Origin of the sequence: Alcanivorax sp. (genome assembly GCF_019431375.1) — a bacterium.
Classification (GTDB): domain Bacteria; phylum Pseudomonadota; class Gammaproteobacteria; order Pseudomonadales; family Alcanivoracaceae; genus Alcanivorax; species Alcanivorax jadensis_A.
The window spans coordinates 3715202-3735076 of record NZ_CP080267.1; the positions used below are offsets into that span (position 1 = coordinate 3715202).

Consider the following 19875-nt stretch of genomic DNA (forward strand, 5'->3'; position numbering starts at 1 on the left):
TGCGTCAGGGTTGCACAATGTTTTCACAATGAGGAGCGGCAAGCTTCAAGCAGCAAGTTACAACACGGATGAGGTTTGGAGTTTGAGTGAAATGCTCTGTCCGCACTTAACGCTGATTCGCGGGAAGAGCATTTGAGTGCCTGACAATTCTTTTTCGCGTTGTAGCTTGAGGCTTGCAGCTTGCTTCCTGCTTCGATTGCCACAGGCTGTTCGGTGGCACGATTCCCTCTGCGGTAAGCGGGGTCAGCCCCTCTGTGTCTTCGGCTCCCAGAGTACTTCCGGGGACTCCTGGCGCAGGTTGATCACCCTGGCCATCACGAACAATAAATCGGAAAGCCGGTTGACCAGGGCCAGGCTCACCGGGTTGACGGCGTCTTCGTCGGCTTCTTGCAGAGCCACGAAGTGGCGCTCGGTGCGTCGGGCCACCGTGCGGCAGTGGTGGCACCAGGCAGCGTCCGGATGGCCGCCGGGGAGCACGAATTCCTTTAAAGGCGGCAGCTCCGCATTGAAGGTGTCCGCCCGGGATTCCAGCTCCACCAGATCATGATCGTCAATCACGCGATGCCCGGGGATCGCCAGCTCGCCGCCAATATCGAACAGCAATTGCTGGGTCAGGCCAAGTGCTGTATCCAGATCCGCATCCAGGGATCGGGCGCGCAACACCCCCAGGCTGCTGTTCAGTTCATCCAGTTCACCCAGTACCTGAATGCGGGGGTGCCACTTGCTGACCCGGCTGCCATCGGCCAGCCCGGTATCACCGCGGTCGCCAGTGCGGGTGATCACCCGGTTGATGCGGGTCTTGTCCTTGTCGCTCATGGTGGCTCCTGATGGGGGCGCGTATAGCACTTTTCCCGTTGGAGCCTTGCGAGCAAGGCTCCAACGGGTTTGCGGTAAAGCTTTAGAACTCCACGCCAAGCGCGGCGCGGTAGTGGCGTTCCGGTAACGGATACAGCGTGGCCATGTTTGTGTTGTTGCTGAAGTTACCGTAATCCACCACCCGATGATCTTCCAGGTTGTAGACCCCGGCCTTGAGATAAACGGCCCGGTAGCGGGCGGTCAGTTGCAGATCCGTGGTGCGGTAGTGGTCCAGTTTTCGGAAGCGGTTGTCCAGGTCACCGTCAAAGCGGCGATCCCCCACATAACGGTGACTGATCTGGGTAGACAGCCAGGACAGGGCCTGCCAGTCGGCGATCAGCTGCATGGTATGTTCAGGCACCAGCGGTACGTCGTTGCGGTCGAAGGGGCCGCCGTCGAAACGGGCCTGCTGGGCGCTGGCGTTGATGGTCAGCATCAGGTCCTTGTCCAGCCGCCAGCGGGAATTGATGCTGACGCCCTTGTGTACGGTGCGATCTTCCAGGTTACGGTTGGTGCCAAAGGCACCGGCGGTGGGGTCGAAAACGATTTCGTTGTCGATCTCGGCCCGCCAGAAAGTCAGGGTGGAATGCTGACGTCCCTGGGACCAGCTGGCCCCGGTGGTGAAACCCTTGCCGGTCTGCGGATCAATGGGCGGATTGAAGGGGCTCAGTTCATCCACGTTGGCAATGCGCACACTGCGCTGGGCACCGGCGAACAGGGCCAGGTTGCCGGTGAAGGTATAGCGGATGCCACCCTCGTACATTTCCCCGTCCTGTTCCTTGTCCGCCCCTTCGCCACTGAGGGTGCTTTCCAGTTTCCGGGCGCCGGCACTCAGAGACAGTTTCGGGGTCAGGCTGACCAGATTGTGCAGATACCAGGCCCGCTGACTTTGCTCCAGCTTCCGGTTACCGAAACTGGTTTGACTGTCGTAATCGTATTCGTGCAGGTCCAGGCCCAAGGTCCAGTTGTGCACCGCGTCGCCGGTGGCGAGCTGGCCTTCCAGCTTGGGGGTGACGCTGTAGCTCTCCACCACGGTTTCACCGAAGCTGCCGCTGGAGACATAGTCGAAGGTCTGTTCCTGTCGACGTTTGCTGGCTTCCAGGGTCAGCGCGGTGTTGCCACGCAGGGCAATGCGCAGGCCCGGCATCAGCCAGTAGTTGTCTTGCTCGGCATCGTCGAAGGGTGTGTCAGTGCCTTGCGGGTCGTTGCGAAATTGTGCATCGGTGCGACCGCCGGGCAGGCCCTGCTCCTGGTCTTCGCCGCTGGCGGTGAAGTAGGCCTCAATGCCGTCCTGCTGATAACGCAGGTCGGCGAAGGCGTTGTGATTACGCACCTCGTTGTTGTCCCTGTAACCGTCGCTGTCCAGGGTGCTCATGGCCACGGCGCCGCTCAGGTTGCCCTGGTGGCCGGTGGCGTAGGCGCTACCGCCCAGGGAGTCATAGCTGCCGCCGTTCACTTCCAGTCCGGCACTGTTCTCATAGCGACGGCGGGTGATGATATTGATCACCCCGCCCACGGCACCATTGCCGTACAGCGCGGCGCCAGCGCCGGGGAGAATCTCGATACGTTCAATGGCGGCAAGTGGAATACCACTGAGAAAGGGGCTGGCCAGATCGATATTCGACAGGCGGCGACCATTGAGCAGTATCAGGGTGTTCTGGTTGGCGGTGGCACCGAAGCCCAGCAGGTCCAGGCTGGCCTCGCTGCCGTTAATACCATAAAGCTGGCTGGCCTGCAGGCCGCCTACCGTATCCAGCACTTCCGTCAGGTTGCTGGCGGGCATGCTGGCCAGGGTTTCCCGGTCCAGGGTCAGGGTGCCGGTGGGCAGCTCCCCGGCCAGACTGGGGTGGCTGGCGCCGCTGACTTTCACTGCCTTGAGTTCGTTATCGGCCAGGGTCAGGCCGCTGATGGCAATCAGGCCGACTGAGAGAAGGTGTCGAGGTTGCATCGGTATTCCACGAATCCGGATAAGTGCCCGCTACGATGGCGAAAAACGGCGTTTAATTCCAGTGCTGATTGGTAAAAGCCGTTGCGGGGGAGAGACACATAAAGGTTAGGTGCCGGGGAGCATTGAGGTTCGAGTTGCGAGAAGCGAGTTTCGAAGAGCACGACCATGATGCCGGGAAACCAGATTTTCGTGCCTCGTATCTCGCAATGGCGCTATCGGGCCGTCAGTGCGGCGAGTACCTTCCTGTTGACGGGGACCGCCAATCCCAGCCTGTCTGCCTGTGTTACCAGCCAGCCATTGATGGCATCGACTTCTGTCGGGGCGCCCCGTTGCCGGTCCGCGCGCATGGAGGACGTATTGCCGGCGGTGGCTCGGGCTATCGCAAGCACATTCTCCAGAGAGTGGCCGGGCCAAGCCGGATCCAGTTGCTGCAATACCTGATCCGCCTCTTCGCAAAGCCGTTCGGCCTGCTTGCGCAAGGTCGGGTCATCGTTAACACGGCCATTGGGGACATCGTGAAGGGCGGTCAACGGATTGATCACCGCATTGGCGACCAGCTTGTGCCACTGGCGTGGGCGGATATTGTCTTCCCAGTGCAGGTGTGGCCAGTGTTCGGTCAGTGCAGCAAACCAGGTGGGTGGCGCGGTGCTGCCTCCCAGCCAGGTGTTATTTTCCGCCACCACCGTATGGTCCGGGTGCAGCCCTTTGACGGCGCTGGTGGTGACAGCTTCCAGCGCGGAGCACCCTGCCGGCAACAGGCCATCCAGGGCGCCCAGTCCATTCTGAAAACGAAGGACCAGAGAGTCGGCGTCAAGACGACCCGCCAGTGGCGCCATCGCCTGACGGGTATAGGGGGTTTTGACTGCCACCAGCAAATGGTCGATACGGTCGGGCAGGGCAGCAGGATCCAGCACCGGCAACGACAAGGTTTGCTGACGTCCGTCCGGCAGCCACAGCGTCTTTTCCAGTGGTGCTGGGGAGGCGTGGCGAATCACGGTAACGCCATGCCCGGCCCGGGTCAGATACCAGGCCGCCAGGGTGCCCATATTGCCGGCACCCAGTAAAAACCAGTGGGGGGAAGTGTGGGGCATAAGATCGCAGGCCAAAGAACCGATTTTTACCACAGAGGACACAGAGAACACAGAGTTAACGGGGTATTCTTGTGGGCGCGTAGCAATGATCGACGGTGCCAGGGTCGAGTTGCGAGACGCGAGTTTCGTCAATCAACACCCAGGAGCTGAGAATGCCAGGTTTTCGCTCCTTGTATCTCGCAACTGGATTGGGCTATCGCGCCGCCAGCGACGCTCCTACAGCAGGGGGGCGTCATTCACACATTGGCGCTGGCGGATACGATGCGTCGTTCGCTGAGGGACTGATCCAGCTCTGCCAGGGCCTGCTCGAACATCTGCTCGGCACTGCTGTTGCCTTCGGAGGCGGCGATTGCCATGCTCACCTGCAGGCTCAGGAAGCCGGCGGCGGTCTGGTAGGCCCGGTGGTTGAGGCCTTCATACAGGCGCCGGAAACCGGTGGGGTCGCAGTGGCTCAGCTGGGGTTGCCAGGTGATCAGGGCAAACTGGTCGGTCTGCAAGCGGCACAGATGATCCATGGGGCGCACCGACTGGCGCAGGCGCCGGCTGAACGCCAGTACCCCCTGCTGTATGACCTTGTCACCGCGCTGGACACGCAGGGCCTCGAAGTCTTCCAGGCGAAGCATTAATAGACAGGCCGCACCGCCGCGTTTTTCCGCCTGCTTCAGGGTATTCTGCAACGCGCGCAGGGCATCCTGGCGATTGCCGAAACCGGTAAGTGGATCGATCAGGGCGTGGCGTTTGAGCTGACGGTTCACGGTCAGCATGCGCTGATAGTCGGTCTGTACCCGGTTGTGGCGCTGGATAATGCGGTCCGCGGCCATCACCCGGTGATGTAGCTGCTCGGTCATGGCGGATTTGGACACAAAATCATCCACGCCCTGATCAAAGGCCTGTTGCAGGGCATCCACCCCTTCGCGGGCGGTGAGCAGCAGTACGTAGGTGTAGCGATTGCTGGCTTCGTCGCTTTGACGAATGCGGCGGGTCAGCTCCAGGCCGTCCATGCCGGGCATCAGCCAGTCTGCGACAACCAGATCGGCGGGCTGCTCGGTCAGTTGACCAAGGGCGTCGTGGGCGCTGTGGGCGTGGCGAATGCGAGTGTAACCGGCAGAGGCGAGGGTACGATTAACCACCGCCGCCGAGAAGCGAGCATCATCCACAACCAGAATATCGAGTTCCGAGTGACTCATCCGTGTGTTCTTATTGTTGTTATGTCGAGAATCTCACTCGACTATAGCGGGTTTCTTATTTGATGGAAAATTGTACACGATATGCTGATTTTTGTACTTCCTTGTTTTTTTAGTTCCGCCCCTCTGCTCTCTCTGTCATCCGGCCGGGGAGTGCGAGCATGTCGATGAATGCCTGGCAGCTTTATCGCCACCCGCGGGTGCTGGTGATGCTGTTCCTCGGTTTTTCCGCCGGACTGCCATTTCTGCTGGTGTTTTCCACCCTGTCAGCCTGGCTGGCGGATGTGGATGTGGATCGGGCCTCCATTGGCTATTTCAGCTGGGTGGGGATCATGTTTTCCATCAAGGTGTTCTGGGCGCCGGTAGTGGACCGCCTGAAATTACCCCTGCTGACCCGTTGGCTGGGCCAGCGACGAAGCTGGCTGGTGGTGGCGCAGATCGGCATCGCGGTTTCATTGTTGCTGATGGGGACCACCCAGCCAGTGGGTAATCTGGCCCTGTTTGCCCAGTTGGCCTTGCTGGTAGCGTTCTTCTCCGCCACCCAGGACATCTGTATCGATGCCTACCGGATCGATTCCGCCGCTGATGAATTTCAGGGGGCCATGGCGGCCACCTATATCTTTGGTTATCGAGTTGCCATGCTGATGGCCGGCGCCGGGTCTTTCTACATTGCCGATATGGATAGCTGGGGAACGGCGTATCTGATCATGGCTGTGCTCATGGGGGTGGGGCTGATTACGACCTTTATCGTTGACGAGCCGGACACGCCGCCTCGGGATGATTTTGGCAAGAGCCCAGCCCAGTGGATCAACAATGCGCTGGTGCGTCCCTTTGCGGATTTTTTCGGTCGCTATGGCCAATATGCGTTGATGCTGCTGGCGCTGGTGGCGGTGTATCGGATCAGCGATATCACCATGGGCGTGATGGCCAACCCGTTCTACCTGGATATCGGTTATACCAAGAACGAAATCGCCACCGTGGCCAAGTTTTTCGGGTTCTTCATGACCATTGCGGGGTCGGTAATTGGTGGCCTGGCTGTCTCCCGTTTCGGGTTGCTGCGGCCGCTGCTGGTGGGAGCGGTAGCGGTGATGCTGACCAACCTGCTGTTTGCAGTAATGGCCACCTACACCCCGGTAAGTCCGCTGGTGGGCGAGCCGGAAGCCGTGCGCTGGTTTTCCCTGGCGTGGCTGGCGGCGGTGATCAGTGCCGATAACCTGAGCGGCGGTTTTGCCAATGTGGCGCTGATTGCGTTCATGTCCAGCCTTACCAACCGGGCTTTCAGTGCCACCCAGTACGCCCTGTTCAGCTCACTGATGACGTTGCCGGGCAAGTTTATCGGCGGGTTTTCCGGGGAAGTGGTCAAGGGCGCCGGCTATACCGTGTTCTTCAACTATGCTGCGGTGATGGGCATTCCCGCCATCGTGCTGGTCATGATGATGATGCGCCGCAAGAAATTACCGTCACGCCTTCATCGCTAAGCCGCTGAATCTGTATCTCGCCCGCTGGCGCACCCGCCAGGGCAATCCGCCCGTCGCCGCGCAACACCCGGTGCCAAGGCAGGCGGGTGTCCTTGGGCAACTGGCTCATCAGCCGACCCACAAAACGGGCATGGCGGGGAAACCCGGCTTGCCGCGCCACGGCACCATAGCTGCTCACCGCCCCGGGCGGGATGGCGGCAACGATCTGGTAGACGGCGTCTCGGAAAGAAGGGTCCATAAAGGCAGCTTCAAGCCACAAGTTTCAAGCTACAAGGAAAACATGAAAGAAGACAAAAGGGCTGGCCCGAAGGCTTGCCCTTTTGTGTGGCCAGCACACCATGCTGGCTTGCAGCTTGCAGCTTGCAGCTTGCAGCTGGCAACCTTTCGGTTGCCCTTTCTCATTAGCAGAACATACTGATAGCTAGAAGCTAGAAGCTAGAAGCTAGAAGCTAGAAGCTAGAAGCTAGAAGCTAGAAGCTAGAAGCTATCACCGCAACCCGCCATCCATATCGATACAGCGGCCGGTGAAGTAATCGGTCTCGAAGATAAAGGCCACGGAGCGGGGCGATGTTCCGCGCTTCACCCAGACGCTGCAGGGGAACGGCCTTGATCAGACGCTCGCGGGCTTCCGGTTTCATGGCCGCCAGCATGTCGGTGTTGATGGTACCGGGGGCCACTGCGCCGGTGCGGATGTTGTAACGGGCCAGTTCCTTCGCCCACACCTCGGCCAGGGCGACCACCCCGGTCTTGGCGGCGGCGTAGTTGCTCTGGCCGAAGCTGCCCTGGCGCGCCAGGGAAGAAATGTTGACGATCACCCCTTCCTCGACACCCAGTTCCAGCATTTTCGCCGCCGCTTCACGGCCACACAGGAACACGCCGGTCAGGTTCACGTCGATCACCGCCTGCCATTGCTGCAGGCTCATCTTGCTGACCACTTCCCCGTCCTTGGCCTTTACCAACAGGCCGTCGCGGGTGATGCCGGCATTATTGACCACGCCGTGCAGGGTGCCAAAGTCCGCCACCACGTCACTGAACAGCTTTTCCACTTCCTCTTCTTTGGCCACATTGGCCAGGTAGGCGCGTGCTTCACCGCCGGCAGCCTCACAGGCGGCCACGGTGGCGTTCAGGTCTTCCTGGCTCAGGTCGACGCAGGCCAGGCGAGCGCCCTTGCCGGCAAAGTAGGTGGCAATACCCCGGCCCAGGCCTCGACCAGCCCCGGTGACAACAACCACTTTCTGGTTCAGATCCATGGTGATTCCTTGCAATGTCGGTTCACGATGGCCGGGATTATGGTGGGCTGGCTCTGCCCGGCCAATGACCGGATTGCTCAGTCACTCGCAAAAACGGCAAACGGAACCCTCGGCCAGCTTCAGTCGGCCCCGGCCGACAAAGGATTTTTCGTCACGCCCCCTTGAAACCAGGCGCTGAGGCCCCACTCCTGTGTCCTGCAGGCGGTCGTGGGACCGGCGCTTTCAAAGGTCACTTTCCCTATTGACTGCACTGGCATCATTACTATGATTAGCACTCGACTCGTTAGAGTGCTAATTGCGACTGTCGAGCCCTTCCCGCCGGGTAAGTGGCTCGGGTGTCAACTGAACTAACTGGGAGTTTAAGGAAAAATGAGCATCCGTCCTAAGCTTGCAGCTTGCAGCTTGCAGCTTGAAGCTATCACCGCAACCCGCCATCCATATCGATACAGCGGCCGGTGAAGTAATCGGTCTCGAAGATAAAGGCCACGGAGCGGGCGATGTGTTCCGCTTCACCCAGACGCTGCAGGGGAACGGCCTTGATCAGACGCTCGCGGGCTTCCGGTTTCATGGCCGCCAGCATGTCGGTGTTGATGGTACCGGGGGCCACTGCGCCGGTGCGGATGTTGTAACGGGCCAGTTCCTTCGCCCACACCTCGGCCAGGGCGACCACCCCGGTCTTGGCGGCGGCGTAGTTGCTCTGGCCGAAGCTGCCCTGGCGCGCCAGGGAAGAAATGTTGACGATCACCCCTTCCTCGACACCCAGTTCCAGCATTTTCGCCGCCGCTTCACGGCCACACAGGAACACGCCGGTCAGGTTCACGTCGATCACCGCCTGCCATTGCTGCAGGCTCATCTTGCTGACCACTTCCCCGTCCTTGGCCTTTACCAACAGGCCGTCGCGGGTGATGCCGGCATTATTGACCACGCCGTGCAGGGTGCCAAAGTCCGCCACCACGTCACTGAACAGCTTTTCCACTTCCTCTCTTTGGCCACATTGGCCAGGTAGGCACGGGCTTCACCGCCGGCAGCCTCACAGGCGGCCACGGTGGCGTCCAGGTCTTCCTGGCTAAGGTCCACGCAGGCCAGGCGGGCGCCCTTGCCGGCAAAGTAGGTGGCAATACCCCGGCCCAGGCCTCGGCCGGCGCCGGTAACAACAACCACTTTCTGGTTCAGATCCATGGTGATTCCTTGCGATGTCGGTTCACGATGGCCCGGATTATGGTGGGCTGACCCTGCCTGGCCAATGACCGGATTGCTCAGTGACTCACAAAAACGGCAAACGGAACCCTCGGCCAGCTTCAGTCGGCCCCGGCCGACAAAGGATTTTTCGTCTCCCCCTTGAAACCAGGCGCTGAGGCCCCACTCCTGTGTCCTGCAGGCGGTCGTGGGACCGGCGCTTTCAAAGGTCACTTTCCCTATTGACTGCACTGGCATCATTACTATGATTAGCACTCGACTCGTTAGAGTGCTAATTGCGACTGTCGAGCCCTTCCCGCCGGGTAAGTGGCTCGGGTGTCAACTGAACTAACTGGGAGTTTAAGGAAAAATGAGCATCCGTCCTTTGCATGATCGCGTGCTGGTTCGCCGTGAAGAGGAAGAAACCAAGACCGCTGGCGGTATCGTGCTGCCCGGTTCCGCTACCGAGAAGCCGTCCCGCGGCGAAGTGATCGCAGTGGGTAACGGCAAGATCACCGACAGCGGTGATGTACGTCCCCTGGACGTGAAAGCCGGTGACAAGGTGATCTTCGGTCAGTACGCCGGTAACACCGTGAAGGTGGACGGCGAAGAACTGCTGATCATGAGCGAATCCGAAATTCTGGCCGTCGTCGAAGGCTAAGTGCCGCAGGCCCAGAGCAAGAACACGAACGCCCGCAAGGGTATTCACCCCATTCCGGGGTAAAGATTTGCAGAGGTAAAAGAACCATGGCGAAAGAAATTCTGTTCCGTGACGAAGCCCGTCAACGTATGGCCAAAGGCGTCAACATCCTGGCCGACGCCGTCAAGGTAACACTGGGCCCGAAAGGCCGTAACGTGGTGCTGGAAAAATCCTTCGGTGCACCGGCCATCACCAAGGATGGCGTGTCCGTAGCCCGTGAAATCGAACTGGAAGACAAGTTCGAGAACATGGGTGCCCAGATGGTGAAAGAAGTGGCGTCCAAGGCCAACGACGAAGCTGGCGACGGCACCACCACCGCCACCGTGCTGGCCCAGGCGTTTGTTAACGAAGGCCTCAAGTCTGTCACCGCCGGCATGAACCCCATGGACCTGAAACGCGGTATCGACCAGGCCGTAGCCGCCGTGGTGGAAGAGCTGAAGAAGCTGTCCACTCCGTGTGACAACACCAAGAGCATCGAGCAGGTGGGTACCATCTCCGCCAACGCCGACAAATCTGTGGGCGAAATCATTGCCCAGGCCATGGAAAAAGTGGGCCAGGAAGGTGTTATCACCGTTGAAGAAGGCCAGTCCCTGCAGAACGAGCTGGACGTGGTTGAGGGCATGCAGTTTGACCGCGGTTACCTGAGCCCCTACTTCATCAACAACCAGGAGAAGATGCAGGTCGAGCTGGAAGACCCCTACATCCTGCTGGTGGACAAGAAGATCTCCAACATCCGCGAACTGCTGCCGGCCCTGGAGAATGTCGCCAAAGCAGGCAAGCCGCTGCTGATCATCGCCGAAGATATCGAAGGCGAAGCGCTGGCTACCCTGGTAGTGAACAACATGCGCGGCATCATCAAGTGCGCCGCCGTAAAAGCGCCGGGCTTCGGTGACCGTCGCAAGGCCATGCTGCAGGACATCGCCATCCTCACCGGTGGTACCGTAATCAGCGAAGAAGTGGGCCTGAGCCTGGAAAATGCGTCCCTGGAAGATCTGGGTACTGCCAAGAAAGTGAACATCGACAAGGAAAATACCACCATTGTTGATGGCGCTGGCCAGCAGGCTGATATCGATGCCCGTGTGGAACAGATCCGCAAGGAAATCGAGAATTCTTCCTCTGACTACGACAAGGAAAAACTGCAAGAGCGCGTGGCCAAGCTGGCCGGCGGTGTTGCGGTGATCAAGATCGGTGCTGCCACCGAGATTGAAATGAAAGAGAAGAAAGCCCGTGTGGACGATGCCCTGCATGCGACCCGTGCTGCGGTAGAAGAGGGTGTGGTTCCTGGCGGTGGTGTGGCGCTGGTACGCGCGCTGGCCAACGTTGGCACCATCAAGGGTGACAACGACGAGCAGAACGCCGGTATTGCCCTGACCTTCCGCGCGCTGGAAATGCCCCTGCGTCAGATCGCCTACAACGCTGGTGCTGAAGCCTCCGTGATCGTACAGGAAGTGCGTAACGGCAAAGGTAACTACGGCTACAACGCGGCCACCGGTGAATACGGTGACATGCTGGAAATGGGTATCCTGGATCCTGCCAAGGTAACCCGTTCCGCGCTGCAGGCAGCGGCTTCCATCGCTGGCCTGATGATCACCACCGAAGCCATGGTGGCAGACAAGCCGGAAGAAAACGGCGGTGGCGCCCCGGATATGGGCGGCATGGGTGGAATGGGCGGTATGGGCGGCATGATGTAAATCATCCTCTCGTAACACGCTCCACAGAAAACCCCGCCTTGTGCGGGGTTTTCTTTTTTAAAGGCAGCTACAAGTTTCAAGCTACAAGCTACAAGCTGCAACGCGATTCGATGTTGCAGCCAAACCGCTAACGCGTGCGCCGCGCCGCTGACTTGGGGTCGCAGGCACTGTCTGCCAGTATCGGTACAATCCATCCCGCGCCTTGTAGCTTGCAGCTTGCAGCTTGTGGCTTAATACCCCTTCAATTTCAGCCGGTATCTCCATGCAACCCAGAGACAAAAAACTGCGCCCGCACTTCGCCCTGGTGGTGGCCACCATGGTCGTGTTGGGGCTGGGGCATTCCTGGGTGAATCCCTGGTTGGGGTTTGACCGGGCGGCTATCGAGCAGGGGCAGCTCTGGCGGTTGTTTACCTGCCATTTGGTGCATCTCAATCACTGGCACATGCTGCTCAATCTGGCCGGCTTGGTGCTGTGCGGTTATTTCTTCACGGATCTGCTGGATCGGGTGCGTTTCTGGAGTTGGTTGTTGTTTTGCGGGCTGGTAACCGGGCTGGCGTTGTATTTTCTGGATACCGGTTTGCAGCACTATGTGGGCCTGTCCGGTATCCTGCATGGCTTGCTGGTCTATTGCCTGCTGCAGGGCTGGCGGGGGAATCCCTGGCTGCATTCACTGGTGTTGCTGGTGATCGCCGGGCGGATTGTCAGTGAGCAGCAGGCGGGCTATGACGTGGACTATCTCCGTGGCTGGATTGACGGGCGGGTCTATGTGAATGCCCACCTGTACGGTGCGCTGGCCGGAGTCGTGTTGTTTGGGGGAATAACCGGTGTCGAATACGGCAGAAAATGCAGAACAGGAAACGCAGAAAGACAATAACGCCTCGGGCTGCATGACAATACTCTTTCCCGGCATCTTTCTGGTGGCGGGGCTGGCGGTGATGTTCTTTGTGGGCCTCAAGCCGGTCTTTCAATACTGGCAGTCCGGTAGCTGGGACAGGGTGCCGGCCACAGTGCTTAGCAGTACCCTCAATCGCAGTTATTCCGACGGTTCCACCACCTACAGCGTCAGCGCCAACTACCGCTATGAGTATCAGGGGCGCCGCTATTCCAGTCATACCGTGAGTCAGTACGGCGGCAGCGATAACTTTGATGATTACTGGCAGCGCCTGGCCAGCCGGCTGGAATCCGCCCGCTCCCGGGGGCGCACCGTCATGGCCTGGGTCAACCCGGCCAATCCTTCCGAAGCCTATCTGGATCGTACCCTGCGCTGGGGCTCGCTGGTGTTTGGTCTGGCCTTTGGCGGTGTGTTTGCACTGGTGGGCGGTGGCCTGATGTTTCTGTTCAACCGGGGCAGCAAGGGCAAGGCGGATCTGGCGGAAGGGGGCCAGTATTACAGCAAGGAAAAATCCGGGCACTGGTTCCTGGTGGGCTTTGGCGCCATTTTCATTCTGCTGCCGTCGCCGGCCTATCTGGCGGTCTGGGACAAGGTCAGCCGCGGTGACTACGCGATTCTGATGGTGCTTTTGTTTCCCGCAGTCGGTGCCGGCATTGCCTACGCAGGCTGGAAAATGCGCAGTAATTACCAGTTCTTCGGCCCCACACCTTTGCAGCTGGACCCGGAACCTGGCCATGCCGGTGGCCAGGTGGGCGGCTCCATCCACTTGGGCAAACCGCTGCCCCGGGAGACGGAGATGGCGGTGTGGCTGAGCTGCATCCGTGGCCGGGAAAGCGGCAGCGGCAAGGACCGCAAGACCGTGGAAGACATCCTCTGGCAGACCGACCAGCGCGCCCTGTGCCAGCCGGCCCAGCAGGGCAGCGATATCCTGTTCTGTTTCGATGTGCCGGCGGAGCAGCCGCCGTCCTCTGGCAGTGGCCGCAACTATATCTGCTGGCGGGTAGAGCTGGAGGGCATGGTGGAAGGCCGCAAGCTGAAACGCAGCTGGGATATCCCGGTGGTGGCCGGGCAGGGGGAAAGCCGTTTCCGTCTGCCGGAGTCCCACGTCATGGCTGACCAGCGCGAGCGACAGGTGGAGGCGCTGGAATCCGCCAATGAGCAGATCCGGGTGGAGCAGACCGGCCAGGGGCTGCATCTGGAAAGCCGCCCGGGCCGCCACCTGGGCATGAAGCTGGCGCTACTGGTGTTTGGTGGTATCTTCGCGGCCGTGGGCACCGGGTTGTTTATCGCCGCTGCCAGCGAAGGGCTCATGCTGTATTTTATGGGTAGCATTTTCGGGCTTATCGGCTATGCCATTGTCGGCAGTACCGTGTTTACTCTGGGGCGTGGTCTGGATGTATGGATTCGCGGTGGTGAAGTGCGAAGCCTGCGTCGCTGGCTGGGCATGCCCCTTTTTACCCGCAAGGGGCAACTGCTGCGGGCGGAGCAGGTGGTGCTCAAGACCGGCATGAGCAGCACCACCAATGGCCGCCGGACCGAGTACATGACGCTGATCGCCGAGGTGGATGGCAAAAAGATCCGGCTGGCGGAGGGGATTGCCGGGCGAGAGGCCGGTGCGTGCTGCGCACCCTGCGACTGGTGTAGAATTCAGCGATACCACAACGACAAATCACCGTAGGAGCCATGCTCGCGTGGCGAAGAGCCTTCAGGTTGGCAACCGCGTGGCAGGGAACTGGCCACCGTTGTTCGCCCTGCAAGCAGAGCTCCTACAGCTCGGTGAGCTTGACCGCTCGCCTGCCAGAGAGAGACCCCGATGAGCAAAGAACGCCTGATTATTTTCGATACCACCCTGCGCGATGGCGAGCAGAGCCCCGGCGCTACCATGGACCAGGACGAAAAGCTGCGTATCGCCAAGGCCCTGGAGCGCATGAAGGTGGATGTGATCGAAGCCGGCTTCGCCATCGCCAGCCAGGGGGATTTCCTGTCGGTGAAGGCCATTGCCGATACCGTGCGCGAATCCACCATCTGCTCCCTGGCCCGGGCCAAGGCGTCGGATATCGACCGGGCGGCGGAAGCGCTGGCCGGTGCCGAATCCGGCCGGATTCACACCTTCCTGGCCACCAGCCCGATTCATATGCAGCACAAGCTGAGGTTGGAACCGGATCAGGTGGTCGAGCACGCAGTGGCGGCGGTGAAGCACGCCCGCAATCACATGGGTGATGTGGAGTTTTCCTGCGAAGACGCCGGTCGCTCCGAGCTGGATTTCCTCTGCCGCATCATTGAAGCGGTGATCGACGCCGGCGCTACCACCATCAACATCCCCGACACGGTGGGCTATGCCATTCCCGAGCAGTTCGGTGACACCATCGGCAAGCTGCTCAGCCGAATCCCCAACGCCGACAAGGCGGTGTTCTCCGTGCATTGCCATAACGACCTGGGGCTGGCCGTGGCCAATTCCCTGGCGGCGGTGCAGGCCGGTGCCCGGCAGGTAGAGTGCACCATCAACGGTCTCGGTGAACGGGCCGGTAATGCCTCCCTGGAAGAGATCGTCATGGCGGTCCGCACCCGCCAGGACCTGTTCAATGTGGATACCGGCATCAACGCCAAAGAAATCGTGCCCACCTCGAAAATGGTGTCGCAGATCACCGGCTTCCCGGTGCAGCCCAACAAGGCCATCGTCGGCGCCAACGCGTTCGCCCACGAGTCCGGCATCCACCAGGACGGGGTGCTCAAGCACCGGGAAACCTACGAGATCATGTCCGCCGAGGACGTGGGCTGGCACACCAACCGCATGGTGCTGGGCAAGCACTCCGGCCGTGCCGCCTTCCGTGCCCGTCTGGACGAGCTGGGCATCACCTTTGCCTCGGAAGCGGCCATGAACGAAGCCTTCCAGCGCTTCAAGGATCTGGCTGACAAGAAGCACGAAGTGTTCGACGAGGACCTGCAGGCCCTGGTCAGCGACACCAAGAAAGCCGCCGAGGAAGAACGTTTCAAACTGGTGCTGCTGGAAGCCACTGCGCGCACAGGTGAAACTCCGGAAGCGCGCATCGTGCTGACCATTGATGGTGAAGAGCGGGAAGCGACGTCCACCGGTGCCGGTCCGGTGGATGCGGCCTTCAAGGCCATCGAGATGCTGGCGGACAGCCACAGCATCCTGCAGCTGTACTCGGTGAATGCCATCACCGCCGGCACCGACAGCCAGGGAGAGGTCACCGTGCGGTTGGAAAAAGGCGGCCGTATCGTCAACGGTCATGGTGCCGATGTGGATATCATCACCGCCTCCGCCAAGGCCTACCTGAATGCACTAAACCATTTTGCGGCGGGCCTGGAACGGGCTCACCCGCAGGCGGCAGATGTATGAGTTTCTGGTCGGAGGTCGGTCGTCGGATGTCTGACGCCAAAATCCTGGCGGTCGGTCTGTTTTTGAGAGTCCGACTTCAGACTTCAGACGTTCGACCGGCGCGGAGCGCCCTATGAATGAAGCCCAGCGACAACACTATCTGAAAGCCCTGGGGCTGACGCCCTGGGTGGCCAGGGCGCCATTGCCCGGTGCCGCGTCCTCGCCGTTGCTGGACTGGGAGGACGAGGAAGAGCAGCCGGCAGCGCCGACATCACCCGCGCCTGTCCAGGACGCACCCGCCCCGGCCCCGCCGCAAACAGCTGCCCCGGTTGTCAGTGAGGCGCCGGTTCAGGAGGCCCCGCAGAGTCCGTCTCTGCCGAAAGCCGCCACCGATACTCCGCAACCCGCGCCAACCGCACCGGCAGCGGGCAAAGGCAAGGGTCTGACCTTTACCCTGGAAGCCCATCTGGGTGGTGATACCTGGTTGCTATGTGCCCAGGAAGACAGCCAGGCACCGGGACTGGGTCGGTTTGAAGCGCCACTGATGGCCAACCTGCTGGCCCTGTTTCAGGCACGCCCCCAGCGTCCGCGACGGTTCTTCTGTCCGCTGACCGACCAGCCCATGCCGGCAGCAGAAGCCTCTCAGGCCCTCTCGGCCTTTATTGCCGGCCTCTGTGAACAGGCGGGTGGAGAGCGCGTCCTGCTCTGCTTGCCGGAGGCGCTCAGTGAGGCGCTGTTTGATCAGCCCCGCTACCAGCCCTTCGAATTGGGCGGCCGCCACGCGTTGGTGGTCAGCAGCCTGGCAGAAATGCTGGCGGAGCCGGCGCAGCACAAGAAAGCCAGCTGGCAGGCCATGCAGGCAAATGGCTTCCATGGCGAGTGAGCCGACCCGCATGGCAACCATCCGCGCCATGGAGCTGGAAGATGTAGAAGCGGTGCTGGCCATCGAAACAGCCGCCCAGCTCACCCCCTGGAGCAGCACGCACTTTCGCGATTGCCTGGGCAACGCCAACTATCTGTGCCAGGTGGCCACCGTGGACGATGTCCCGGTGGCCTTTCTGATCCTGTCGCGAATCCTCGACGAAACCCATGTTCTCAACATTGCCGTGGCGCCGGCCTGGCAGCGTCGCGGCATCGCCCGGCGATTACTGCAACAGGCTCTGAGCGCTGCCCGGGCCGACGCCATGACCGTGGTCTATCTGGAAGTGCGGGAAAGCAATCAAAGCGCCCAGGCACTGTACCGCCAGCTGGGCTTTGAGGTCTGTGGCATGCGCAAGAATTATTACCGCAAGGGGGACGGGCACGAGAATGCGGTGTTGATGCAGTGCCTGCTTTCCGGCGGGCATAAATAATTATGCTACAAGCTACACTTGTGGGATTGGGGGGCTGTCTACAAAGCCGCTGTAGGAGCTATGCTTGCATGGCGAACCGCGCTTGCGCGGAAATCGACTCAGAGCTCGACAGGTCTAACCAAGCCCTACCAATCCAGTGCCACCCCAACCCCAATCGCCTGCAAGCAGGCTCCTACAAAAAACGCGGGCAGGGCGTTATTCGATTAGCACGGCCCAGCCCGCATTGTAGCTTGAGGCTTGCAGCTTCCTTTTACTCCTGAATCGGCATCCAGCCGTTTTCCGAATCCCGGAAGGTAATTACCCGCTGCCGCTGGAAGGTATCCCCCTTCTTGAAATTGCCATGCTCCATGCGCAGGGCGCTGAGGGTCATGATCATGGCGAAGCGATCCATGCCGGACAGATCTTCATTCCCCTTGATCTTGTCGGTATAGCCGCTCAGATCTTCCCTGGCTTTCAGCTGATAATCCACTTCCAGGGTGTAGCGACCGTCGCCGTCATCGTAACCGTTGCGTTTTTCCACATCGGTCACCGCCAGCAGCCCGGACAGATGAGCGTTGTCCAGTTCTGCTTCCAGCGCTTTACGGGCATCGCCGGCATCCGGAGTACGGCTGCAGGCCGCCAGCAGGGTGGCGAGGAGGAGGGCAGCAAAAGCGCGAAGATAAACAGACATGGTCGGGTATCCTTATGGTTCTGGAACCGACACTCTAGCACTGCTTTCGGTTCGCCCTGAAGTGCCGTGCTGGAAAGGTGGACACCCCGGGATAAATCCTCAAGGATACGGCTATCACGGATGACCTATTGCGAGGATCGAGCCTGTGTCAGAGAAGCTGTTTCGTCGACTGTTATTGCTGGTAGCCCTGAGCTTTTGTGTGGTGTTTGCGGTACTGATTATCCCGCCGCTGCTCGCCAACCCGGATATCATTGCGGCTGCTGCCGGCGGTTTTGTGAATCCCTTTGCCGCGGGCTACGCCACCGATGTGATCCTGTGCTGGGTGGTGCTCGCCATCTGGGTGGTGTTCGAGCGCCAGCGCTACCAGATCCGCGGCGGCTGGCTGGCGCTGCTGCTGGGGGTGGTGCCCGGGGTGGCGGTGGGCTTTGCCCTCTATTTGCTGATGCGCCAGCGTCAACTCAAGGGCTCCGGTATCGTCTGACAGGTTAGGGCTACCCGCTGATACGGCCCCGCAAGGCTGCTATACTCGCGCCTCGCAAATCTCCAGTCAGAGTCGGAACCCATGAGCCTGCAAGACCAGGTGGCCAAGCGCCGCACCTTCGCGATCATCTCGCACCCGGACGCCGGTAAAACCACCATTACCGAAAAACTGCTGTTGTACGGCAACCTGATCCAGAGCGCGGGTACCGTGAAAGGCAAGAAGTCCGGCAAACACGCCACCTCCGACTGGATGGAGATGGAGAAGGAGCGGGGCATTTCCGTGACCACCTCGGTGATGCAGTTCCCCTACAAGGGCGCTACCGTCAACTTGCTGGACACCCCTGGCCACGCCGACTTCTCCGAGGATACCTACCGCACCCTCACCGCCGTGGATTCGGCATTGATGGTAATCGACGCCGCCAAGGGCGTGGAGGAGCGGACCGTCAAGCTGATGGAGGTGTGCCGCCTGCGGGATACCCCGATCCTCACCTTCATCAACAAGCTGGACCGGGACGTGCGCGACGGCATTGAAGTGCTGGACGAAATCGAGGACGTGCTCAAGATCGAGTGTGCCCCGGTGACCTGGCCCATTGGTATGGGCAAGAGTTTCAAGGGCGTCTACAACCTGCTCACCGACACCACCGTTCTCTACAAGACTGGCCAGGGCCACACCGTGCAGGACGTGCGCGAAGTGAAAGGGCTCGACAATCCTGAGCTGGACCAGGCCGTCGGCGCAGACTACGCGGAAGAGCTGCGAGAGACCCTGGAACTGGTGCAGGGCGCCAGCCACGAGTTCGATCTGGAGCGTTTCCTGGCCGGCAAGCTGACCCCGGTGTTTTTCGGTACTGCTCTGGGCAACTTCGGCGTCGACCATATGCTTGATGGCCTGGTGAACTGGGCGCCGCCGCCTCAGCCCCGGGACGCCACCGCACGCACGGTGGCCGCCGACGAGCCCAAGATGACCGGCTTCGTGTTCAAGATCCAGGCGAATATGGACCCGCGTCACCGTGACCGCATTGCCTTCATGCGTATTTGTTCCGGCAAATACCACAAGGGCATCAAGCTCAAGCAGGTGCGTACCGGCAAGGACGTGCGCATCCCCGATGCACTGACCTTCCTGGCCGGTGAGCGCGATAACGTAGACGAGGCCTTTTCCGGCGACATCATCGGCCTGCACAACCACGGCACCATCCAGATTGGTGACACCTTCACTGAAGGCGAAGAGCTGGCGTTCACCGGCATTCCCCACTTCGCTCCGGAACTGTTCCAGCGCGTGGTGCTCAACGATCCGCTGAAGAGCAAGCAGTTGCACAAGGGGCTGACCCAGCTGGCGGAAGAGGGTGCCACCCAGGTGTTCTTCCCGCTGCGCAACAACGACGTGATTCTCGGCGCTGTGGGTACCCTGCAGTTCGACGTGGTCGCGGCGCGCCTGAAAGGCGAGTACGGCGTGGACTGCCGCTATGAACCTGTGAGTGTGGCCACCGCCCGCTGGATCGAAGCCGACAGCGAAAAAGAGCTGGCGGCCTTTGAGCGCAAGGCCCACGACAACCTGTCCCGCGATGGCGCCGGGCACCTGACCTATCTGGCCCCGACCCGGGTCAACCTGCAACTGGCACAGGAGCGCCACCCGGAAATCCTGTTCCGCGAAACCCGCGAAATTTCATAGCAACGCAGCAGGCGTACACAACAATGCGAGTAAGACGAGCCTCGCGTTGTTGTGTCGTATTCCCGTCAGTGATGGGTTTCGTGCATGAGAGGTAAATGCGCC

The 19875-nt window shown here is 60.5% G+C and carries 16 protein-coding genes and 2 pseudogenes; 10 read left to right on the top strand and 8 right to left on the bottom strand.

The features are described from left to right. Positions 1–243: 243 nt before the first annotated feature. From KZ772_RS17435 to KZ772_RS17450, 4 genes are all read right to left on the bottom strand, one after another. Complete coding sequence (locus KZ772_RS17435; RefSeq protein WP_290537695.1) at positions 244–816, bottom strand: cob(I)yrinic acid a,c-diamide adenosyltransferase; 573 nt, start codon at positions 814–816, stop codon at positions 244–246. 82 nt (positions 817–898) lie between these two features. Further along, positions 899–2803 (bottom strand): TonB-dependent receptor, encoded by a 1905-nt coding sequence (locus KZ772_RS17440; protein ID WP_290537696.1) that lies wholly within the window; start codon positions 2801–2803, stop codon positions 899–901. A 212-nt stretch (positions 2804–3015) separates the two neighbouring features. Then, positions 3016–3894 carry a 2-dehydropantoate 2-reductase gene (locus KZ772_RS17445; protein WP_290537697.1) on the bottom strand — a complete coding sequence of 293 codons (879 nt, stop codon included), beginning with the start codon at positions 3892–3894 and terminating at the stop codon, positions 3016–3018. Between the two features lie 236 nt (positions 3895–4130). Beyond that, complete coding sequence (locus tag KZ772_RS17450) at positions 4131–5081, bottom strand: response regulator (protein ID WP_290537698.1); 951 nt, start codon at positions 5079–5081, stop codon at positions 4131–4133. Between the two features lie 158 nt (positions 5082–5239). Between KZ772_RS17450 and KZ772_RS17455 the strand changes: the two genes are divergently transcribed. Then, positions 5240–6556, top strand: a complete 1317-nt coding sequence (locus KZ772_RS17455; RefSeq protein WP_290537699.1) for an MFS transporter — start codon at positions 5240–5242, stop codon at positions 6554–6556. Here KZ772_RS17455 and KZ772_RS17460 read toward each other — a convergent pair. The 3 genes and pseudogenes from KZ772_RS17460 to KZ772_RS17470 form a co-directional block, all read right to left on the bottom strand. After that, complete coding sequence (locus tag KZ772_RS17460) at positions 6507–6794, bottom strand: MGMT family protein (protein ID WP_290537700.1); 288 nt, start codon at positions 6792–6794, stop codon at positions 6507–6509. The genes KZ772_RS17455 and KZ772_RS17460 overlap by 50 nt on opposite strands. A gap of 249 nt (positions 6795–7043) precedes the next feature. After that, positions 7044–7806: pseudogene (locus KZ772_RS17465) on the bottom strand (SDR family oxidoreductase). A gap of 418 nt (positions 7807–8224) precedes the next feature. Then, a pseudogene (locus tag KZ772_RS17470) lies at positions 8225–8985 on the bottom strand (SDR family oxidoreductase). Between the two features lie 367 nt (positions 8986–9352). Between KZ772_RS17470 and groES the strand changes: the two are divergent. The 7 genes from groES to rimI all read left to right on the top strand — a co-directional run bounded on the left by groES (position 9353) and on the right by rimI (position 16957). Further along, complete coding sequence (groES, locus tag KZ772_RS17475; RefSeq protein WP_290537701.1) at positions 9353–9643, top strand: co-chaperone GroES; 291 nt, start codon at positions 9353–9355, stop codon at positions 9641–9643. Between the two features lie 86 nt (positions 9644–9729). Further along, positions 9730–11373 carry a chaperonin GroEL gene (groL, locus tag KZ772_RS17480; RefSeq protein WP_290537702.1) on the top strand — a complete coding sequence of 548 codons (1644 nt, stop codon included), beginning with the start codon at positions 9730–9732 and terminating at the stop codon, positions 11371–11373. Positions 11374–11635: 262 nt separating this feature from the next. Further along, positions 11636–12247 carry a rhombosortase gene (gene rrtA, locus KZ772_RS17485; protein WP_290537703.1) on the top strand — a complete coding sequence of 204 codons (612 nt, stop codon included), beginning with the start codon at positions 11636–11638 and terminating at the stop codon, positions 12245–12247. Continuing rightward, on the top strand, positions 12198–13943 hold the full coding sequence (locus KZ772_RS17490) for a DUF3592 domain-containing protein (RefSeq protein ID WP_290537704.1): 1746 nt from the start codon (positions 12198–12200) through the stop codon (positions 13941–13943). The genes rrtA and KZ772_RS17490 overlap by 50 nt, the downstream gene beginning before the upstream one ends. 135 nt (positions 13944–14078) lie before the next feature. Then, positions 14079–15626 carry a 2-isopropylmalate synthase gene (locus KZ772_RS17495; protein ID WP_290537705.1) on the top strand — a complete coding sequence of 516 codons (1548 nt, stop codon included), beginning with the start codon at positions 14079–14081 and terminating at the stop codon, positions 15624–15626. Between the two features lie 112 nt (positions 15627–15738). Beyond that, positions 15739–16488 carry a hypothetical protein gene (locus KZ772_RS17500; RefSeq protein WP_290537706.1) on the top strand — a complete coding sequence of 250 codons (750 nt, stop codon included), beginning with the start codon at positions 15739–15741 and terminating at the stop codon, positions 16486–16488. Between the two features lie 10 nt (positions 16489–16498). Continuing rightward, positions 16499–16957, top strand: a complete 459-nt coding sequence (gene rimI, locus KZ772_RS17505; RefSeq protein ID WP_290537707.1) for a ribosomal protein S18-alanine N-acetyltransferase — start codon at positions 16499–16501, stop codon at positions 16955–16957. A gap of 250 nt (positions 16958–17207) precedes the next feature. On the opposite strand, the gene KZ772_RS17510 is transcribed toward rimI, so the two are convergent. Further along, positions 17208–17627, bottom strand: a complete 420-nt coding sequence (locus KZ772_RS17510) for a hypothetical protein (protein ID WP_290537708.1) — start codon at positions 17625–17627, stop codon at positions 17208–17210. Between the two features lie 145 nt (positions 17628–17772). Here KZ772_RS17510 and KZ772_RS17515 point away from each other — a divergent pair, with 145 nt between their 5' ends. Further along, a complete protein-coding gene (locus KZ772_RS17515; RefSeq protein ID WP_290537709.1) occupies positions 17773–18108 on the top strand; it encodes a DUF2834 domain-containing protein in 336 nt (111 codons plus the stop codon). Positions 18109–18189: 81 nt separating this feature from the next. Then, positions 18190–19773: a peptide chain release factor 3 gene (gene prfC / locus KZ772_RS17520; protein ID WP_290537710.1), complete on the top strand. Its 1584-nt coding sequence runs from the start codon at positions 18190–18192 to the stop codon at positions 19771–19773. Positions 19774–19875: the final 102 nt, after the last annotated feature.

Excerpts from the sequence above, each read along its gene's own strand:
- KZ772_RS17435 (WP_290537695.1), bottom strand. The coding sequence starts at position 816 with ATGAGCGACAAGGACAAGACCCGCATCAACCGGGTGATCACCCGCACT.
- KZ772_RS17440 (WP_290537696.1), bottom strand. The coding sequence starts at position 2,803 with ATGCAACCTCGACACCTTCTCTCAGTCGGCCTGATTGCCATCAGCGGC.
- KZ772_RS17445 (WP_290537697.1), bottom strand. The coding sequence starts at position 3,894 with ATGCCCCACACTTCCCCCCACTGGTTTTTACTGGGTGCCGGCAATATG.
- KZ772_RS17450 (WP_290537698.1), bottom strand. The coding sequence starts at position 5,081 with ATGAGTCACTCGGAACTCGATATTCTGGTTGTGGATGATGCTCGCTTC.
- KZ772_RS17455 (WP_290537699.1), top strand. The coding sequence starts at position 5,240 with ATGTCGATGAATGCCTGGCAGCTTTATCGCCACCCGCGGGTGCTGGTG.
- KZ772_RS17460 (WP_290537700.1), bottom strand. The coding sequence starts at position 6,794 with ATGGACCCTTCTTTCCGAGACGCCGTCTACCAGATCGTTGCCGCCATC.
- groES (WP_290537701.1), top strand. The coding sequence starts at position 9,353 with ATGAGCATCCGTCCTTTGCATGATCGCGTGCTGGTTCGCCGTGAAGAG.
- groL (WP_290537702.1), top strand. The coding sequence starts at position 9,730 with ATGGCGAAAGAAATTCTGTTCCGTGACGAAGCCCGTCAACGTATGGCC.
- rrtA (WP_290537703.1), top strand. The coding sequence starts at position 11,636 with ATGCAACCCAGAGACAAAAAACTGCGCCCGCACTTCGCCCTGGTGGTG.
- KZ772_RS17495 (WP_290537705.1), top strand. The coding sequence starts at position 14,079 with ATGAGCAAAGAACGCCTGATTATTTTCGATACCACCCTGCGCGATGGC.
- KZ772_RS17500 (WP_290537706.1), top strand. The coding sequence starts at position 15,739 with ATGAATGAAGCCCAGCGACAACACTATCTGAAAGCCCTGGGGCTGACG.
- rimI (WP_290537707.1), top strand. The coding sequence starts at position 16,499 with ATGGCAACCATCCGCGCCATGGAGCTGGAAGATGTAGAAGCGGTGCTG.
- KZ772_RS17510 (WP_290537708.1), bottom strand. The coding sequence starts at position 17,627 with ATGTCTGTTTATCTTCGCGCTTTTGCTGCCCTCCTCCTCGCCACCCTG.
- prfC (WP_290537710.1), top strand. The coding sequence starts at position 18,190 with ATGAGCCTGCAAGACCAGGTGGCCAAGCGCCGCACCTTCGCGATCATC.